13 protein-coding genes are annotated in these 13,691 nt (G+C 67.9%); 6 read left to right on the top strand and 7 right to left on the bottom strand.

Going from position 1 to position 13,691, the window contains the following annotated elements; all coding sequences use genetic code 11:
- The first annotated feature begins 49 nt into the window (after positions 1-49).
- Genes ACY5J6_RS06795 through ACY5J6_RS06780 form a run of 4 tightly spaced genes read left to right on the top strand, consistent with a single transcriptional unit; the run spans position 50 to position 4,540 of the window.
- Complete coding sequence (locus ACY5J6_RS06795) at positions 50-1,519, top strand: ABC transporter ATP-binding protein (protein ID WP_462844246.1); 1,470 nt, start codon at positions 50-52, stop codon at positions 1,517-1,519.
- On the top strand, positions 1,516-2,565 hold the full coding sequence (locus tag ACY5J6_RS06790; protein WP_462844245.1) for an ABC transporter permease: 1,050 nt from the start codon (positions 1,516-1,518) through the stop codon (positions 2,563-2,565). Before ACY5J6_RS06795 ends, ACY5J6_RS06790 begins: the two co-directional genes overlap by 4 nt.
- Positions 2,565-3,398 (top strand): ABC transporter permease, encoded by an 834-nt coding sequence (locus ACY5J6_RS06785; protein ID WP_462844244.1) that lies wholly within the window; start codon positions 2,565-2,567, stop codon positions 3,396-3,398. Before ACY5J6_RS06790 ends, ACY5J6_RS06785 begins: the two co-directional genes overlap by 1 nt.
- Before the next feature lie 5 nt (positions 3,399-3,403).
- The gene (locus tag ACY5J6_RS06780) at positions 3,404-4,540 is read left to right on the top strand and encodes a BMP family ABC transporter substrate-binding protein (RefSeq protein WP_462844243.1); all 1,137 of its coding nucleotides are present in this window, start codon (positions 3,404-3,406) and stop codon (positions 4,538-4,540) included.
- Positions 4,541-4,687: 147 nt separating this feature from the next.
- Here the strand turns inward: ACY5J6_RS06780 and ACY5J6_RS06775 are convergent, their stop codons facing one another.
- The 3 genes from ACY5J6_RS06775 to ACY5J6_RS06765 form a co-directional block, all read right to left on the bottom strand.
- Entirely contained in the window at positions 4,688-5,986 is a 1,299-nt protein-coding gene (locus tag ACY5J6_RS06775) for an acetyl ornithine aminotransferase family protein (protein ID WP_462844242.1), read from the bottom strand.
- Positions 5,987-6,146: 160 nt separating this feature from the next.
- On the bottom strand, positions 6,147-6,695 hold the full coding sequence (locus ACY5J6_RS06770; protein ID WP_462844241.1) for an NUDIX domain-containing protein: 549 nt from the start codon (positions 6,693-6,695) through the stop codon (positions 6,147-6,149).
- The gene (locus ACY5J6_RS06765) at positions 6,692-7,078 is read right to left on the bottom strand and encodes a GatB/YqeY domain-containing protein (RefSeq protein ID WP_462844240.1); all 387 of its coding nucleotides are present in this window, start codon (positions 7,076-7,078) and stop codon (positions 6,692-6,694) included. Before ACY5J6_RS06765 ends, ACY5J6_RS06770 begins: the two co-directional genes overlap by 4 nt.
- Before the next feature lie 31 nt (positions 7,079-7,109).
- Here ACY5J6_RS06765 and purH point away from each other — a divergent pair, with 31 nt between their 5' ends.
- Positions 7,110-8,600: a bifunctional phosphoribosylaminoimidazolecarboxamide formyltransferase/IMP cyclohydrolase gene (purH, locus tag ACY5J6_RS06760; RefSeq protein ID WP_462844239.1), complete on the top strand. Its 1,491-nt coding sequence runs from the start codon at positions 7,110-7,112 to the stop codon at positions 8,598-8,600.
- Here the strand turns inward: purH and ACY5J6_RS06755 are convergent.
- The 4 genes from ACY5J6_RS06755 to ACY5J6_RS06740 all read right to left on the bottom strand — a co-directional run bounded on the left by ACY5J6_RS06755 (position 8,572) and on the right by ACY5J6_RS06740 (position 11,928).
- Positions 8,572-9,624: a fatty acid desaturase gene (locus tag ACY5J6_RS06755; RefSeq protein ID WP_462844238.1), complete on the bottom strand. Its 1,053-nt coding sequence runs from the start codon at positions 9,622-9,624 to the stop codon at positions 8,572-8,574. The genes purH and ACY5J6_RS06755 overlap by 29 nt on opposite strands.
- Positions 9,625-9,798: 174 nt before the next feature.
- Positions 9,799-10,257 (bottom strand): D-aminoacyl-tRNA deacylase, encoded by a 459-nt coding sequence (gene dtd, locus ACY5J6_RS06750; RefSeq protein ID WP_462844237.1) that lies wholly within the window; start codon positions 10,255-10,257, stop codon positions 9,799-9,801.
- Between the two features lie 2 nt (positions 10,258-10,259).
- Positions 10,260-11,102, bottom strand: a complete 843-nt coding sequence (locus tag ACY5J6_RS06745) for a DegV family protein (RefSeq protein ID WP_462844236.1) — start codon at positions 11,100-11,102, stop codon at positions 10,260-10,262.
- Positions 11,086-11,928, bottom strand: a complete 843-nt coding sequence (locus ACY5J6_RS06740) for a DegV family protein (RefSeq protein ID WP_462844235.1) — start codon at positions 11,926-11,928, stop codon at positions 11,086-11,088. Before ACY5J6_RS06740 ends, ACY5J6_RS06745 begins: the two co-directional genes overlap by 17 nt.
- Positions 11,929-12,027: 99 nt before the next feature.
- Here ACY5J6_RS06740 and serA point away from each other — a divergent pair, with 99 nt between their 5' ends.
- Positions 12,028-13,593: a phosphoglycerate dehydrogenase gene (gene serA, locus ACY5J6_RS06735; protein ID WP_462844234.1), complete on the top strand. Its 1,566-nt coding sequence runs from the start codon at positions 12,028-12,030 to the stop codon at positions 13,591-13,593.
- The last annotated feature ends 98 nt before the right edge of the window (positions 13,594-13,691 follow it).

Below are 13,691 nucleotides of genomic sequence, written 5' to 3'. Positions count from 1 at the left end.
GCGGTTTCCCTCCCGTGGTATCCTCAGGGCCGGGCCTGCGGGCCTTCCCATGCTGAGGTTGGAGAACATCACCAAACGCTTCGGTCCCGTGGTGGCCAACCGCGGGGTGAGCCTCGAGGTGAAAAGGGGAGAGGTCCTGGCCCTCCTGGGGGAAAACGGGGCGGGGAAGACCACCCTGGTGAGCCTCCTTTACGGCCTTTACGCCCCCGACGAGGGGCGCATCCTCCTGGAGGGCCAGGAGGTGGTCATCCCCTCCCCCAGGGCGGCCCAGCGGCTTGGCATCGCCCTGGTGCCCCAACACCCCGAGCTCATAGAGGCCCATTCAGTGGCGGAGAACCTGGCCTTGGGCCTGGAGCTCCCCCCCTTCTTCTCCCGCCGGGCCCTTCTCCTGAGGCTTCAAGCCCTCCTCCAGGACCACCCCCTGGGGGTGGACCTAAAGGCCCCCGTCCACCGCCTCTCCGCCGGGGAGAAGCAACGGGTGGAGCTCCTCCGGGCCCTCCTTGCCCGGCCCAGGGTGCTCATCCTGGACGAGCCCACCAGCGTCCTTACCCCCAAGGAAGCCGAGGACCTCTTCCAGGAGGTGCGGCGGCTCAAGGAGAGGGGCCTCGCCATCCTCTTCATCAGCCACAAGCTGGACGAGGTCCTGGCCATCGCCGACCGCATCGCCGTCCTCCGGGCCGGGGAAAAGGTGGGGGAGGTGCGGCGGGAGGAGGCGGACAAGGACCTCCTGGTGCGCCTCATGGTGGGCCGGGGGGTGGCCCCGCCCCCCAAGGCCCCGCCCCCTCGGGAGGAGGTGGTTCTGGAGGTGGAAAACCTCCTGGTTCCCCGGCACGGCTTTCCCCTGCAGGGGATCGCCTTCGCCCTGCGGGCCGGGGAGATCCTAGGCATCGCCGGGGTGGCGGGAAGCGGGCAGAAGGAGCTCCTCGAGGCCCTGGCCGGGCTCCGCCCCTACCGGGGCCAGGTGCGCTTTCTGGGAAACCCCCTTCCCCCCCACCCGGCCCGGCTCTTCGCCCTGGGGGTGGCCCACATCCCCGAGGAACGGAGCACGGGCGTGGTGGCGGGGATGAGCGTGGCGGAAAACCTGGCCCTGCGCACCTACCCCCGCTACGCCCGGCGGGGCCTTCTGGACTACGGGCGCATGGAGCGGGAGGCCGAGGACCTCATGCGCCGCTACCGGATCCAGGCCCCCTCTCCCCGCGCCCCCGTGCGGTTTCTCTCCGGGGGAAACGTGCAGAAGGTGATCCTGGCCCGGGAGCTCAAGGAGGGCCCCCGGCTTGTCCTGGCCATGCACCCCACCTACGGGGTGGACGTGGGGGCGGCGGAGGAGGTCCACAGAAGGCTTCTGGACCTGGCACGGGAGGGGGCTGCCATCCTCCTCGTGAGCGAGGACCTAGACGAGATCCTGGCCCTCGCCCACCGGGTGGCGGCCCTGTACCACGGCCGCCTGGTGGGGCCCATTCCCCGGGAGGAGGCGAGCCGGGAGCGCTTGGGCCGGATGATGACGGAGGGGCGAGCATGAGGCTGGAGCTGGACCCCGCGCCTTCCTTGCGGAAGGTGGCCTTGACCTACGCCTTCTTCGTGCTCCTGGCCCTCTTCTTCCTGGCCCTCCTCTTCCTCGCCTACGGGGTTTCCCCCTTGCGGGCCTTCGGGATCCTCCTTTCCCCCTTGGCCGATCCCTTGGGGCTTTCGGAGATCGCCCGGCGGGCCATACCCCTGCTTCTCATCGGCTCCGGCCTGGCCTTTGCCTTCCGCGTGGGCTTCTTCAACATCGGGGCCGAGGGGCAGCTCCTCCTGGGGGCGGTGGGGGCGGCCTACGCGGCCCTCTTCCTCCCCCCGGGGCCTTGGACCCTGCCCCTCATGTTTCTCCTGGGGGGCCTCTTGGGCGCCTTGTGGGGGGGGCTGGCCGCCTGGCTCCGGGTGCGCTTCGGGGCCAGCGAGATCCTCACCACCCTCATGCAGAACTACCTGGCCTACTACCTGGTGGTCTACCTGGTGGCGGGGCCCTGGAAGGGGCAGCAGGTTTTCGGCTTCCTCTACACCGACCGCTTCCCCCAGGCGGCGGACCTGCCCCGCCTGGGGGACACCTTGGTCCACTGGCCCACCCTCCTCCTGGGGGTGGGGGCGGCCCTGGCCTTGCAGGGGCTTCTTTTCCGCACCCCCTTGGGCTTTGCCCTAAGGGTCTTTGGGGAAAACCCCTCCGCGGCCCGCTACCTGGGCCTGCCCGTGGGGGGGCTTCTCCTCTTTGTGGGGGGGGTTTCCGGCCTGCTTTCGGGCCTCGCGGGGGTGGGGGAGGTGGCGGGGGTCCACCACCGCCTCCTGGAGCCCGCCCAGATCTCCTTGGGGTACGGCTTCACCGCCATCCTCGCCGCCTGGCTGGCCCGGGGGCGCCCCCTTTGGGTGCTCCTCACCGCCTTCCTCCTGGGCCTTATCCTGGCGGGGGGGGACGCCCTAAAGCTCGCCCTTTCCATGCCCTTCCGGGTGGTGGACGTGGTCTCGGGGCTTTTCCTCCTGGCCCTCATCGGCGCCGAGGCCCTTAGCCGGCACCGGGTAGTCTGGAGGCGTTGATGGAAGAGGCCCTTTTGCGCGCGGTTTTCTTCGGTACCCCCATCCTCTTGGCCTCCCTGGGAGCCCTCCTCGCCGAGAGGAGCGGGGTGGTGAACCTGGGGGTGGAGGGGATGATGGCCCTAAGCGCCCTTTCCGCCTTCGCCCTGGCCCTCGAGGCCTCCCCCCTCTTGGGCCTCCTGGCGGGGGTGGGGGTGGGGGTCCTGGGCGGGGTGTTCCTGGGGGTTTTCGCCGTCTCCTTGAGGGCTAACCAGTTTGTGGCGGGGCTCGCTGTGGCCGCTTTGGGGCTTGGGGCCTCGGGGCTTTTGGGGAAGCGCTACGAGGGGGTTCCCTTGGAAAACCCCCTTCCCGAGGGGGGCTTGGCCCTCCTTGCCCTGGCCCTCGCCTTTCTCGTCCACCTCCTCCTTTACCGCACCCGTTTTGGCCTTTACCTGAGGAGCGTGGGGGAGAACCCCAAGGCGGCGGACCTCTTCGGGGTGGACGTGGACCGGGTGCGCTACGGGGCCCTGGCCTTGGGGGGCGGGCTCATCGGGATGGCGGGGGCCTACCTCTCCTTGGCCTACCGCCCCTCCTGGACAGATGGCATGACGGGGGGGCTCGGCTTCGTGGCCATCGCCCTGGTGATCCTCGCCGCCTGGGAGCCTTTGCGGGCGGTCCTTGGGGCCTACTTCTTTGGCCTCCTCTTCTTCCTCCAGTTCCGCCTGCAGGGCAGTGTACCTATACCGAGCGAGGCCTTCGCCGCCATGCCCTACCTGCTGGTTATCCTGGTCCTGGCCCTCTCGGGGCGCGCCCGGGCCCCCAAGGCCCTGGGGGTGCCCTTTGAGCGAGGGAGGTGAGGAGGATGCGGAGACTTTTGGCGCTTCTTCTGGTCCTGGGCCTAGGGTTTGCCCAGGAGGACAAGCTCAAGGCCTGCTTCATCTACGTGGGGCCCGTGGGGGACGCGGGCTGGACCTACGCCCACGACGTGGGCCGCAAGAAGGCGGAGGCCGCCCTCCCCTGGCTGGAGACCCGCTACGTGGAAAGCGTTCCCGAGGCCCAGGCCCTTCCGGTCATAGACCGCTTCGTGAGGGAGGGGTGCCAGGTGATCTTCGCCACCAGCTTCGGGTACGGGGAGGCGGTCCTCGAGGCCGCCAAGAAGTACCCGAACGTCCTCTTCGCCCACGCCACGGGCATCAAGCGGGCCCCCAACGTGGCCACCTACATGGCCGACTTCTACCAGGTCTACTACCTGAACGGCCTCGCTGCCGGGGCCCTCAGCAAGACGGGCAAGGTGGGGTACGTGGCGGCCTTCCCCATCCCTGAGGTGAAGCGGCACATCAACGCCTTCGCCCTGGGGGTGCGGGCGGTGAACCCCAAGGCCCAGGTTCTGGTGCGCTGGATCAACGCCTGGTACGACCCGGCCAAGGCCCGGGAGGCCACGGAGGCCTTGCTTTCCCAAGGGGCGGACGTCTTCGCCTTCACCGAGGACACCCCCACGGTGATCCAGACGGCGGCCAGAAAGGGGGCCTACTCCTTCGGCCACTACACCCCCATGCTGAGGTTCGCCCCCGACCACGTGGTCTCAGGGCAGATCGTCCACTGGGAGGTCATCTACACCGATTTCCTTAAGAAGGTGAAGGAAGGGGTCTACACCCCCAAGAACCTGCAGAACGTGGACTACTTCTGGCTCCTGCAGCATGGGGCGGTGGAGATGGGGGCGGACTACGGGGTGCCCATCAACCCCAAGCACGTGCCCCTCTTGCAGAAGGCCCAGATGAGCGTGGGCGGCAAAAAGGTGGCGGTCTACGACCGCATCATGGCCCTCCTAAAGGACATGTCCAGCCCCAAGCCCACCTTTGACCCTTTCACCGGGCCCATCCGGGACCGCAAGGGCGTGGTGCGAATCCCCGCCGGGAGGAAGGCCAGCCTGGAGGAGCTCCTCACCATGGAATGGGCCGCTTCCGGGGTGGTGGGGGACTGGCCAGGGGAGCCCAAGTAGGGCTTCCCGAATCCCCCGCCCTGGGGGTACCAGGGCGGGGCGTTCTTGTACCCCTTTGCGTGAATCCTTCGCCTAAGTCCAGGCGGGGAAGTCCTGTGGGTTTTTTACCGGGGCCCCCATGCTGGCGTAAGCCAGCATGGGGTGGTACTACAGGCTCCGGAAGACCTCCTCCAGGATCTCCAGCCCCATGGCCGCCTCCTCCCGGGAGAGGACCAGGGGCGGGGCCAGGCGCAAGGCGGAGGGCCCTGCGGCCAGGGTAAGGAGGCCCTTTTCAAAGGCGAGCCTTTGGGCCTTGTCCCGGAGGTCGGGGCGTTCCTCCTCGGCGCTGCCGAAGTCCAGGCCGATCATGAGCCCCCTGCCCCGCACGTCTCCCAGGAAGGGGAAGCGGGCCTGCAGGGCCTTGAGCTCCTCGAGGAGGAACTCCCCCACCCGGGCGGCGTTTTCCATAAGGCCCCCTTCCAAGAGGTCCAGGGTGGCCTGGGCCGCCGCCGCCGCCACCGCCTGGCCGCCAAAGGTGGTGCCGTGGGCGGCGGGGCGCCAGCTTCCCAGCTCCTCCCGGAAGAGGAGGGCGCTCAAGGGGTACCCCGAGGCCAGCCCCTTGGCCAGGACGTAGACGTCCGCCTCCACTCCCTCGTGCTCCAGGGCGAAGAACCGCCCGGTGCGGCCCGCCCCGGTCTGCACCTCGTCCGCCACCAGGAGGATGCCGTGGCGCTCCAGGAGGGCCTTGAGCCTTTGGAGGAAGCCCGCCGGGGGCACCACGTACCCCCCTTCGCCCTGGATGGGTTCCACAAAGAAGGCCGCCACCTCTTCCGGCGGGACCACGGTGCGGAAGAGACCTTCTAGGTGTTCCAGAACTGCGTCGCCCACGTCCTTTGGAGAGGCCCCCAGGGGCGGGCGGAAGGGGTTGGGGAAGGGGATGTGGAAGACGCCGGGCAGGAGGGGGCCGAAGCCTTTCCGGTAGGCGCTCCTGCTGGCGGTAAGGGAAAGGGCCCCCAGGCTTCTTCCGTGGAAGGCTCCGGCGAAGGCCAGGAGGTAGGGGCGCCCCGTGTGGTGGCGGACGAGCTTGATGGCGGCCTCAATCCCCTCCGTGCCCGAGTTTCCGAAGAAGACCCGGTACTTTCCCCCGAGCCTCGCCACAAGGCGCTCCGCCAGGGAGAGGGTGGGCTCGTGGGTGAAGTCGGAGAAGCAGACGTGGGCGAAGCGCTCCGCCTGGGCCCGAACCGCCTCCACCACCTTGGGGTGGGCGTAGCCCGTGGTGTTCACGGCGATGCCCGCCATGAAGTCCAAAAACACGTTTCCGTCCACGTCCTCCAGGAAGACCCCCTGGCCCCGGGCGGGGACGAAGGGGTAGGGCCTTATGTAGGAGGGGGAGAGGACCCTTTCCCCCCGCGCGAGGAGCTCCTTGGCCTTGGGCCCCGGCAGGGGCGTTCTTACCATGGGTTTCATACGCCGCCAGTCTACCAGGCCCTCCGGCCCTTTCCCAGGCGAACTTTATGCGCCCCTTTGCGGGTTTTTATACCACCCCATGCTGGCATGGGGGTCCTGGTAAAAAAGCCCGCAAGTCTTCCACGCCTTGGCTTGGGCGAAGGATTCACACCAAGGGGTATTACAGGAGGCCCAACCCTTCCAGGTGGGGCCGGGCGTAGAAAAGGGTGAGGGCGGTGGAGGCGTCCTGGATGCTGCCCTCCTCCAGGAGGGCGTAGAGCTCGCTTAGGGAGAGTTCCACGGGCTCCAAAAGCTCCCCGTCCTCGAGGCGGGGCTCGGCCACCACCTTGGCCTCTAGGGCCAGAAAGGGATGGAAGACCACCGCGGTAAAGGAGGGCTGGGGATGGAAGGAGGGCAGGGGAAGAAGGGCCTTGGCCACCGCCCCCACCTCTTCCAAGAGCTCCCTTCGCGCCGCCTCCTCGGGGGTCTCCCCGGCGTCCACCTTGCCCGCGGGAACCTCTAAAAGGAACTTCCCCGTGGGGTGGCGGTACTGGCGGATGAGGAGGGCGGTGCCCTCCTGGGTGACCGGCAGGACGAAGCTCGCCGCCACCGGTCCCGGGCGGTAGATGTAGGTGAGCTCCTTGCCGGTGTGGGTCCTGAGCCGCTCCCGTACCAAACGCACGGGCTCGGAGAGGATCTCCTCGAGGGCCAGCCGCTCCCAGGGGCTCATCGCGTCATCCGCTCGATCACCCGCCGCACCTTTTCCCCGGGGGCTTTGGGGCCTAAGGCCTTGGTCACCGCCCCGATGGCCGCCAGGGGGGTCTTGAACCGGGAGAAGTCCACGTGTTCCCGGATCCAGGCCTCTATTTCCTCCTCGCTCATCTCCTTTGGAAGGAAGCGGTCCAGAAAGGCCACCTCGAAGGCGTTTCCCTGCTCCAGGGCGATCTCCTTGAGGGCCCGCAGCACCTTCACCGCCTCCTCGTCGGGAAGGGGTTTGCCGTCCCCCTTGCGGTCCAGTTCGGCCTTCACCACCCGGGCGAAGTCCAGGGTCTTTTGGTCCCGGGCCTTCATGGCCTCCTTGATGGTCTCCTTGATGGCCTCGTAGATGGTCATCCCCCTTAGTCTAGCCGGTACAATCCCTTCTATGTGGGCGCTCCTTTCCGTTTCCGACAAAAGGGGCCTTTTGGACTTCGCCCGGGGGCTTCTGGAGCTGGGCTTCCGGCTCCTCGCCACCGGGGGGACCTATAGGGCCCTTGGTGAGGCCGGGCTTCCCGTAACCTACATCTCCGAGTTCACGGGCTTCCCCGAGGTGCTGGAGGGGCGGGTCAAGACCCTTCACCCCAAGGTCCACGCCGCCCTCCTCGCCCGCCCCGATCAGGAGGAGGAGCTTAGGGCCTTGGGCCTGGAAAGGATCGGGGTCTTGGCGGTGAACCTCTACCCCTTCCGGGAGACGGTGGCCCGGGGGGCCTCCTTCCTCGAGGCCCTGGAGCAGATAGACGTCGGCGGGCCCGCCATGCTCCGGGCGGCGGCCAAGAACCACCAGGCGGTGCTTCCGGTCTGTGACCCCGAGGACTACCCGAGGGTCCTGGAGGCTTTGAGGGCGGGGCCCTCTTCGGAGTTCCGCCGGGAGCTTGCCCGCAAGGCCTTCGCCCACACGGCGGGCTACGACGCCGCCATCGCCGAGTGGCTTGCCGGGGAGAAGTTCCCTGAGGAAAAGTTCTTGGTCCTCAAGCGGGAGGCCTCCTTGCGCTACGGGGAGAACCCTCACCAAGAGGCGTCCTTGTACCGGGTCTTAGGGGAGAGGGGGCCCCTCCTGGAGGCCCGGGTCCTCCAGGGCAAGGCCATGAGCTTCAACAACTACCTGGACGCCGAGGCCGCCTGGAACCTGGTCTCGGAGTTCGCCGAGCCCTCTTGCGTGGCGGTGAAGCACCAGAACCCTTGCGGGGTGGCCTTGGGCAAGACCCCTTTAGACGCCTACCAGAAGGCCTACGAGGCCGATCCCGTTTCCATATTCGGCGGCATCGTGGCTTTTAACCGCCAGGTGGACGGTCCCACGGCGGAGGCCATGGCGGGGGTTTTCCTGGAGGTGGTCCTGGCCCCTTCCTTCAGCCCAGAGGCCCGGGAGGTCCTATCCCGCAAGAAGAACCTTCGGCTTCTAGAGGTCCCCTTCCCCGCCCACGGGCCCTACCTGGACCTAAGGCGTCTTCGGGGTGGGGTGCTCCTCCAGGACGCCGACACGGAGGACCCGGTGGCCCTACGGGTGGTCACGCGAAAAACCCCCACCGAGGCGGAGTGGCAGGACCTCCACTTCGCCTGGAAGGTGGTGAAGCACGTGCGCTCCAACGCCATCGTGGTGGCCAAGGGAGGGATGACCCTGGGCATCGGCGTGGGTCAGACCAACCGGCTCTGGGCGGCGAGGCACGCCCTAGAGGCCGCAGGGGAGAGGGCGAAGGGCGCCGTTCTCGCCTCCGACGCCTTCTTCCCCTTTGACGACGTGGTGCGCCTGGCCGCCTCCTACGGCATCGCCGCCATCATCCAGCCTGGGGGAAGCCTGCGGGACGAGGAGTCCATAAGGGCGGCGGACGAGACGGGGGTGGCCATGGTCTTTACGGGCGTGCGCCACTTCCGCCACTAGCCAGCCTTTCCGCTTGGCGCAGACGGCGGTGGGCCTCCTTGAAGCCCACGAGCTTCCGGCTTTCCTCGTCGTGGAGGTGCATGTCGGCGAAGGCGATGCGGAAGGCGTCTTTCAGGGTCACCGTGGGGGCCACCTTCACCAGGTCCACTTCCTCCTGCACCTTGGGCAGGAGGTAGTTGGGGATCTTGGGAGCCAGGTGGTGGATGTGGTGGAAACCGATGTTCCCCGTAAGCCACTGCAGGACCTTGGGAAGCTTCAGGTAGGTGCTCCCCTCCATGGCGGCCTTGAGGTGCTCCCAGCGGGGGTCGTGCTCCCAGTAGGCGTCCTCAAACTGGTGCTGCACGTAAAAGAGGAAGATGCCCACCATTCCGGCGAAGTACTGGATGGGGAGGTAGACGAGGAGGAGGGTCTTAAGGCCGAAGCCCAGGTAGATCCCCACCCAGAGGAGGACCAGGAAGAGGTTGGTGAGGGCCACGGAGTTGCGCACCGAGGGCTTGTCTGCGCCGTAGCCCAGAGGCAGGCGGTAGGAGAGCAGGAAGACGTAGATGGGCCCTATGAAGAACATGACGAAGGGATTCCGGTAGACCCGGTACTTGAACCGCTCCCAGGGAGTGGCCTTCAAGTACTCCTCCAGGGTCATGGTGTAGATGTCCCCCACGCCCCTTTTGTCCAGGTTGCCGCTGGTGGCGTGGTGCCGGGCGTGGGAGAGTTGCCAGTGATGGTAGGGAACCAAGGTAAGGACCCCGGCGAAGAAGCCCAGGAGGTCGTTCATCCACTTCTTGGGGAAGAAGGAGCCGTGCCCGGCGTCGTGCTGGAGGATGAAGAGGCGCACCAGGAAGAGGGCCGCGACGAAGTCTAGGGCCAGGGCGAGGAGGAGGGAGTAGGAGAGGGCTTTGTGGGCCAGGTAGAAGAGGGCGAGGAGGGGAAGGAGGGTGTCCGCCACCTGGCGGAGGCTTCGGGCCGTGTGGGGCTTGGTATAAGGCTTGATGAGGGGGATCCAGTCCTTGGGCTCTACTTTTTTCATCGCCATCCCGCGCTTTTTGGGAAGCGCACCTCATGGTAGGCTTTCGCCTCATGAGGGATGTGAGAGGTTGGGTTAAGTACCCCACCGCGGCGAAAGCCGCGGTGGGGGCCCCAAAAAAGCCCTCTCCTAGCCCCATTTCGGGCATCCCGTGTTGCGAAACCAACGTGCGGGCGCTTAGCGGGGCCTAAGGCGCTCCTCCGAGTCCAAAAGGAGGGTCACGGGGCCCTCGTTCACCAGGTGGACCCGCATGTGGGCCCCGTAGACCCCGGTTTCCACGTGCACCCCCTGTTCCAAGAAGGCCTCTACGGCCGCCTCGTAGAGCCGCTTGCCCTGGTCGGGCGGGGCGGCCTTGGCGAAGGAGGGGCGGTTGCCCTTACGGGTGTCGGCGTAGAGGGTGAACTGGCTCACCAGGAGCACCTCCCCCCCCACGTCCTTCAAGGAGAGGTTCATCTTGCCCGCGAGGTCGGGGAAGACCCTCAGGTTCACGATCTTGCGGGCCAGGTAGAGGGCGTCCTCCGGGGTGTCCTTCTGCCCCACCCCCAGGAGGACGAGGAGGCCCAGCCCGATCCTCCCCACCACCTCGCCCTCCACCTCCACGAAGGCCTCGGAGACCCGCTGCACCACCGCCCGCACGGCTACCTCCTGGGCCCGGCGAAGGCCGCCACCGTGCCGGGCCCCGTGTGCACGCTCACCGCCGCCCCGGCGGGGAGGACCCCCAGGACCTCAACCCCCTCGGCCTTCAAGACCTCGCCCAAGGCCTTGGCCCCTTCGGGGTTCCCCGCGTGGGCCAGGTAGACCCGGGCCCCCTCTGGGTAGTCCCGGTGGAAGAGGGCCGCCACCTTGCCGAGCCCTTCCCCGAAGCCCCGCGCTCGAGGTCCCGCCTTCACCGCCCCTTCCTCCACCAAGAGCACGGGCAGGATGCGGAGGAGGCTACCCACGAAGCGCTGCAGGCCGCCGATGCGCCCCGAGCGGTGGAGGTAGGTGAGGGTCTTGGGGAGCACGTAGCCTAGGACCCGGGAGCGGTAGGGGGCCACCGCCGCCTCTAGAGCCTCCCAGGCCACCCCCTCCTGGAGGAGGCGACGGGCCTCCTCCAGTACCAGCCACAGCCCCCCGTTCAAGGACCAGGAGTCCAGGACCCGCACCCGCCCACCGAACTCCCGGGCCACAGCCAAGGCCGTGGCCACGGTTCCCGAAAGCTTGCCGGAGACGTGCACCGAGAGCACCCGTCCGTGGGCGTGGAGGAGGGTCTCGTAGGCTTGGCGCAGGTCCTCTGGGGCTACCTGGCTGGTGGAAAGCTTTTCCTCCTGCTCCAGCAGGGCCAGCACCTCCTCGGGGGTGATCTCCAAGAGGTCGCGGTAGCTCCTTCCCCGGTGGATGACCTGTTGAGGCACCAGGTGGACGCCGTGGGCCAGGGCCTCCTCCGGGGAGAGGCCCAAGGTGGAGTCGGCCACGAAGGCCACGCTAGAGGCTGTAGGCATAGAAGCCGTAGGTGCCGGGTCCGGTGTGGCTGGCGATCACCGCTCCTAGCTCGCTCACCAGGGCTTCCTCCACGGGAAGCCCCGAGGAGAGAACCATCTCTTGGAGCTCCTTGACCGCTTCCCTTTCAGCGCTGTAGAGGAAGAAGGCCCGGATCTTGGGCCGGTCCTTCCCCCAGCTGCGGAAGTCCTCGAGGATCGCCTCCCGGGCCTTCCTCTCCCCCCGGACCCGGCCTGCGGTTTCCACCCGGCCCTCCTGGAGGGTGAGGATGGGCTTGATGTTGAGGAGGGTGCCCAGGAGGGCCTGGGCCCCGCCGATGCGCCCGCCTCGCTTGAGGAACTCCAGGGTGGCCACGGTGAAGCGGACGAAGTGGTCCTGCCGGATCCTGTCCAGCTCCGCCACCACCCCTTGGAGGTCCTGGCCTCCGTCCAGGAGCTCCTTGGCCCTGAGAACCATCATGCCGGTGCCCAAGGAGGCGGCCTGGCTGTCAAAGAGGGTGATCCTCCCGGGGAACTGGCTTGCCGCCAACTCCGCCGACTGCAGGGTCCCGGAAAGCTTGCTGGAGATGTGGATGGAAAGGACGTGGTCCGCTTCCTGGAGGGCCTCGGCGTACGCCTTGGCGAAGTCCTCGGGGGAGGGCTGGCTGGTGCTGGGAAAGGCCTCGCCGGAGCGCACCCTTTGGAAGATCTCCTCGGGGGTGATCTCCTCCCAGTCCCGGTACACCCGGCCGCCCAGGTTCACGTAAAGGGGCACCGCCCGGATGCCCAGGCGCTCCCGAAGGGGCCTGGGCAGGTCGGCGGTGGAGTCGGTTACCAAGGCTACCTTCATAGACCTCCCTTTGCTCCGGCTAAGGATACCACAGGGGCCCGGTGTAGTGTACCGGAAGCCTTGCCCCGAAGGCTTTCCCCGTGCTAGGGTCAAGGGTATATGTGGCGGGTGCTGGTTTCCGACGAGATGCGGCTGGGGGACACCAAGTACCCCGGGGTTCTTCTGGACTACCGCCCGGGCATCGGCCGGGAGGAGCTCCTGGAGGTTATCCCGGCCTACGATGCCCTCATCACCCGAAGCCGCACCCAGGTGGACGCCGAGCTGCTTAGGCGGGGGAAGCGGCTTAGGGTGGTGGGTCGGGGCGGGGTGGGGGTGGACAACGTGGACCTCGAGGCGGCAAGCCGCCTGGGGATCCTGGTGGTGAACGTCCCCGAGGCCAACACCCGCTCCGCGGCCGAGCTCGCCTTCGGCCTCCTCCTCGCCGCCGCCCGGGGCATCGCCCTCTCCGACCGTAAGGTGCGCCAGGGGGAGTGGGACCGGAAGTTCCTGGGTCTTGAGCTAAGGGGGAAGACCCTGGGGATCGTGGGCCTGGGCCGGATTGGAAGCCAGGTGGCCCGCTTCGCCAAGGGGTTTGAGATGCGGGTTCTGGCCTACGACCCCTACATCCCCAAGACCCGGGCGGAAAGCCTGGGGGTGGAGCTTTTGGAGAGCCTCGAGGACCTCCTCAGGCAGAGCCACTTCCTCACCGTCCACACCCCCCTCACCGAGGAGACCCGGGGGATGATCGGCCGGAGGGAGCTCTACCTTCTGCCCCGGGGGGCGGTGGTGGTGAACGCCGCCCGGGGCGGGATCGTAGACGAGAAGGCCCTCCTCGAGGTCCTGGAGGAAGGCCACCTCTTCGCCGCCGGCCTGGACGTCTTCGGCGAGGAGCCGCCCCCCAAGGACCACCCCTTGGTCCACCACCCCCGGGTGGTCCACACCGCCCACCTGGGGGCGAACACCTTTGAGGCTCAAGAAAGGGTGGGGGAGGCCATCCTGGAAAGGGTGGTGCGCACCCTGGAGGGGGACCTCTCCTACGCCTTGAACACCGGGTTTGACCCCGAGGCCCTGGAGGCCCTGAAGGGCTTCCTCCCCCTGGGAGAGGCCTTGGGGAGGCTTCTCGCCCAGATCACCCGGGGCCGCCCCCAGGCCTTGGAGGTGCGCTTCCTGGGCCAGTTTGAGAAGGATCCCGAGCCCGTGGCCAGCGCCGTGGCCAAGGGGCTTCTCTCCCGGGTTCTGGGGGAAGGGGCGGTGAACCTGGTCTCGGCGAGGCCCCTCCTCAAGGACCGGGGCATCCACCTCACCACCCTGCGCTCCGAGGAGGCGGGGGAGTACACGAGGCTTTTGGAGGCCAGGCTTTCCACGGACCAGGAGGAGCGCCGGGCCCGGGGGGTGGTGATCGGGGGGAAGCCCCGCCTGGTGGGCATTGATGACTACGCCCTCGAGGTGGTGCCCGAGGGGTACATGCTGGTCTGCGTCAACTACGACCGCCCCGGGGTGGTGGGCCAGGTGGGGACCCTTTTGGGGGAGGCTGGGGTGAACATCGCCGGAATGCAGCTCGGGCGGGACGTGCCGGGAGGGCGGGCCCTTTTCGTGCTCACCGTGGACCAGAAGCCCTCCCCGGAGGTCCTGGAGGCCCTTAGGGCCCTGCCGGTGCTGGAACGGGTGGACGTGGCGGAGCTCTAAGTACCCCACCGCGGCCTTCGCCGCGGCGGGGGCCCCAAAAAACTTTTCCCCAGCCTTAGTTTGGGCACCTCATGTTGCGAAACCAAAGCGCGGGCAAT

It is taken from the genome of Thermus sp. H19.2, from assembly GCF_054979525.1.
The sequence above is the reverse complement of the archived record's forward strand: the minus strand, read 5'-3'. Positions and strand labels throughout refer to the sequence as shown.

Excerpts from the sequence above, each read along its gene's own strand:
- ACY5J6_RS06780 (WP_462844243.1), top strand. The coding sequence starts at position 3,404 with ATGCGGAGACTTTTGGCGCTTCTTCTGGTCCTGGGCCTAGGGTTTGCC.
- ACY5J6_RS06790 (WP_462844245.1), top strand. The coding sequence starts at position 1,516 with ATGAGGCTGGAGCTGGACCCCGCGCCTTCCTTGCGGAAGGTGGCCTTG.
- ACY5J6_RS06785 (WP_462844244.1), top strand. The coding sequence starts at position 2,565 with ATGGAAGAGGCCCTTTTGCGCGCGGTTTTCTTCGGTACCCCCATCCTC.
- ACY5J6_RS06740 (WP_462844235.1), bottom strand. The coding sequence starts at position 11,928 with ATGAAGGTAGCCTTGGTAACCGACTCCACCGCCGACCTGCCCAGGCCC.
- ACY5J6_RS06765 (WP_462844240.1), bottom strand. The coding sequence starts at position 7,078 with ATGACCATCTACGAGGCCATCAAGGAGACCATCAAGGAGGCCATGAAG.
- ACY5J6_RS06770 (WP_462844241.1), bottom strand. The coding sequence starts at position 6,695 with ATGAGCCCCTGGGAGCGGCTGGCCCTCGAGGAGATCCTCTCCGAGCCC.
- ACY5J6_RS06775 (WP_462844242.1), bottom strand. The coding sequence starts at position 5,986 with ATGAAACCCATGGTAAGAACGCCCCTGCCGGGGCCCAAGGCCAAGGAG.
- serA (WP_462844234.1), top strand. The coding sequence starts at position 12,028 with ATGTGGCGGGTGCTGGTTTCCGACGAGATGCGGCTGGGGGACACCAAG.
- ACY5J6_RS06745 (WP_462844236.1), bottom strand. The coding sequence starts at position 11,102 with ATGCCTACAGCCTCTAGCGTGGCCTTCGTGGCCGACTCCACCTTGGGC.
- ACY5J6_RS06795 (WP_462844246.1), top strand. The coding sequence starts at position 50 with ATGCTGAGGTTGGAGAACATCACCAAACGCTTCGGTCCCGTGGTGGCC.
- purH (WP_462844239.1), top strand. The coding sequence starts at position 7,110 with ATGTGGGCGCTCCTTTCCGTTTCCGACAAAAGGGGCCTTTTGGACTTC.
- ACY5J6_RS06755 (WP_462844238.1), bottom strand. The coding sequence starts at position 9,624 with ATGAAAAAAGTAGAGCCCAAGGACTGGATCCCCCTCATCAAGCCTTAT.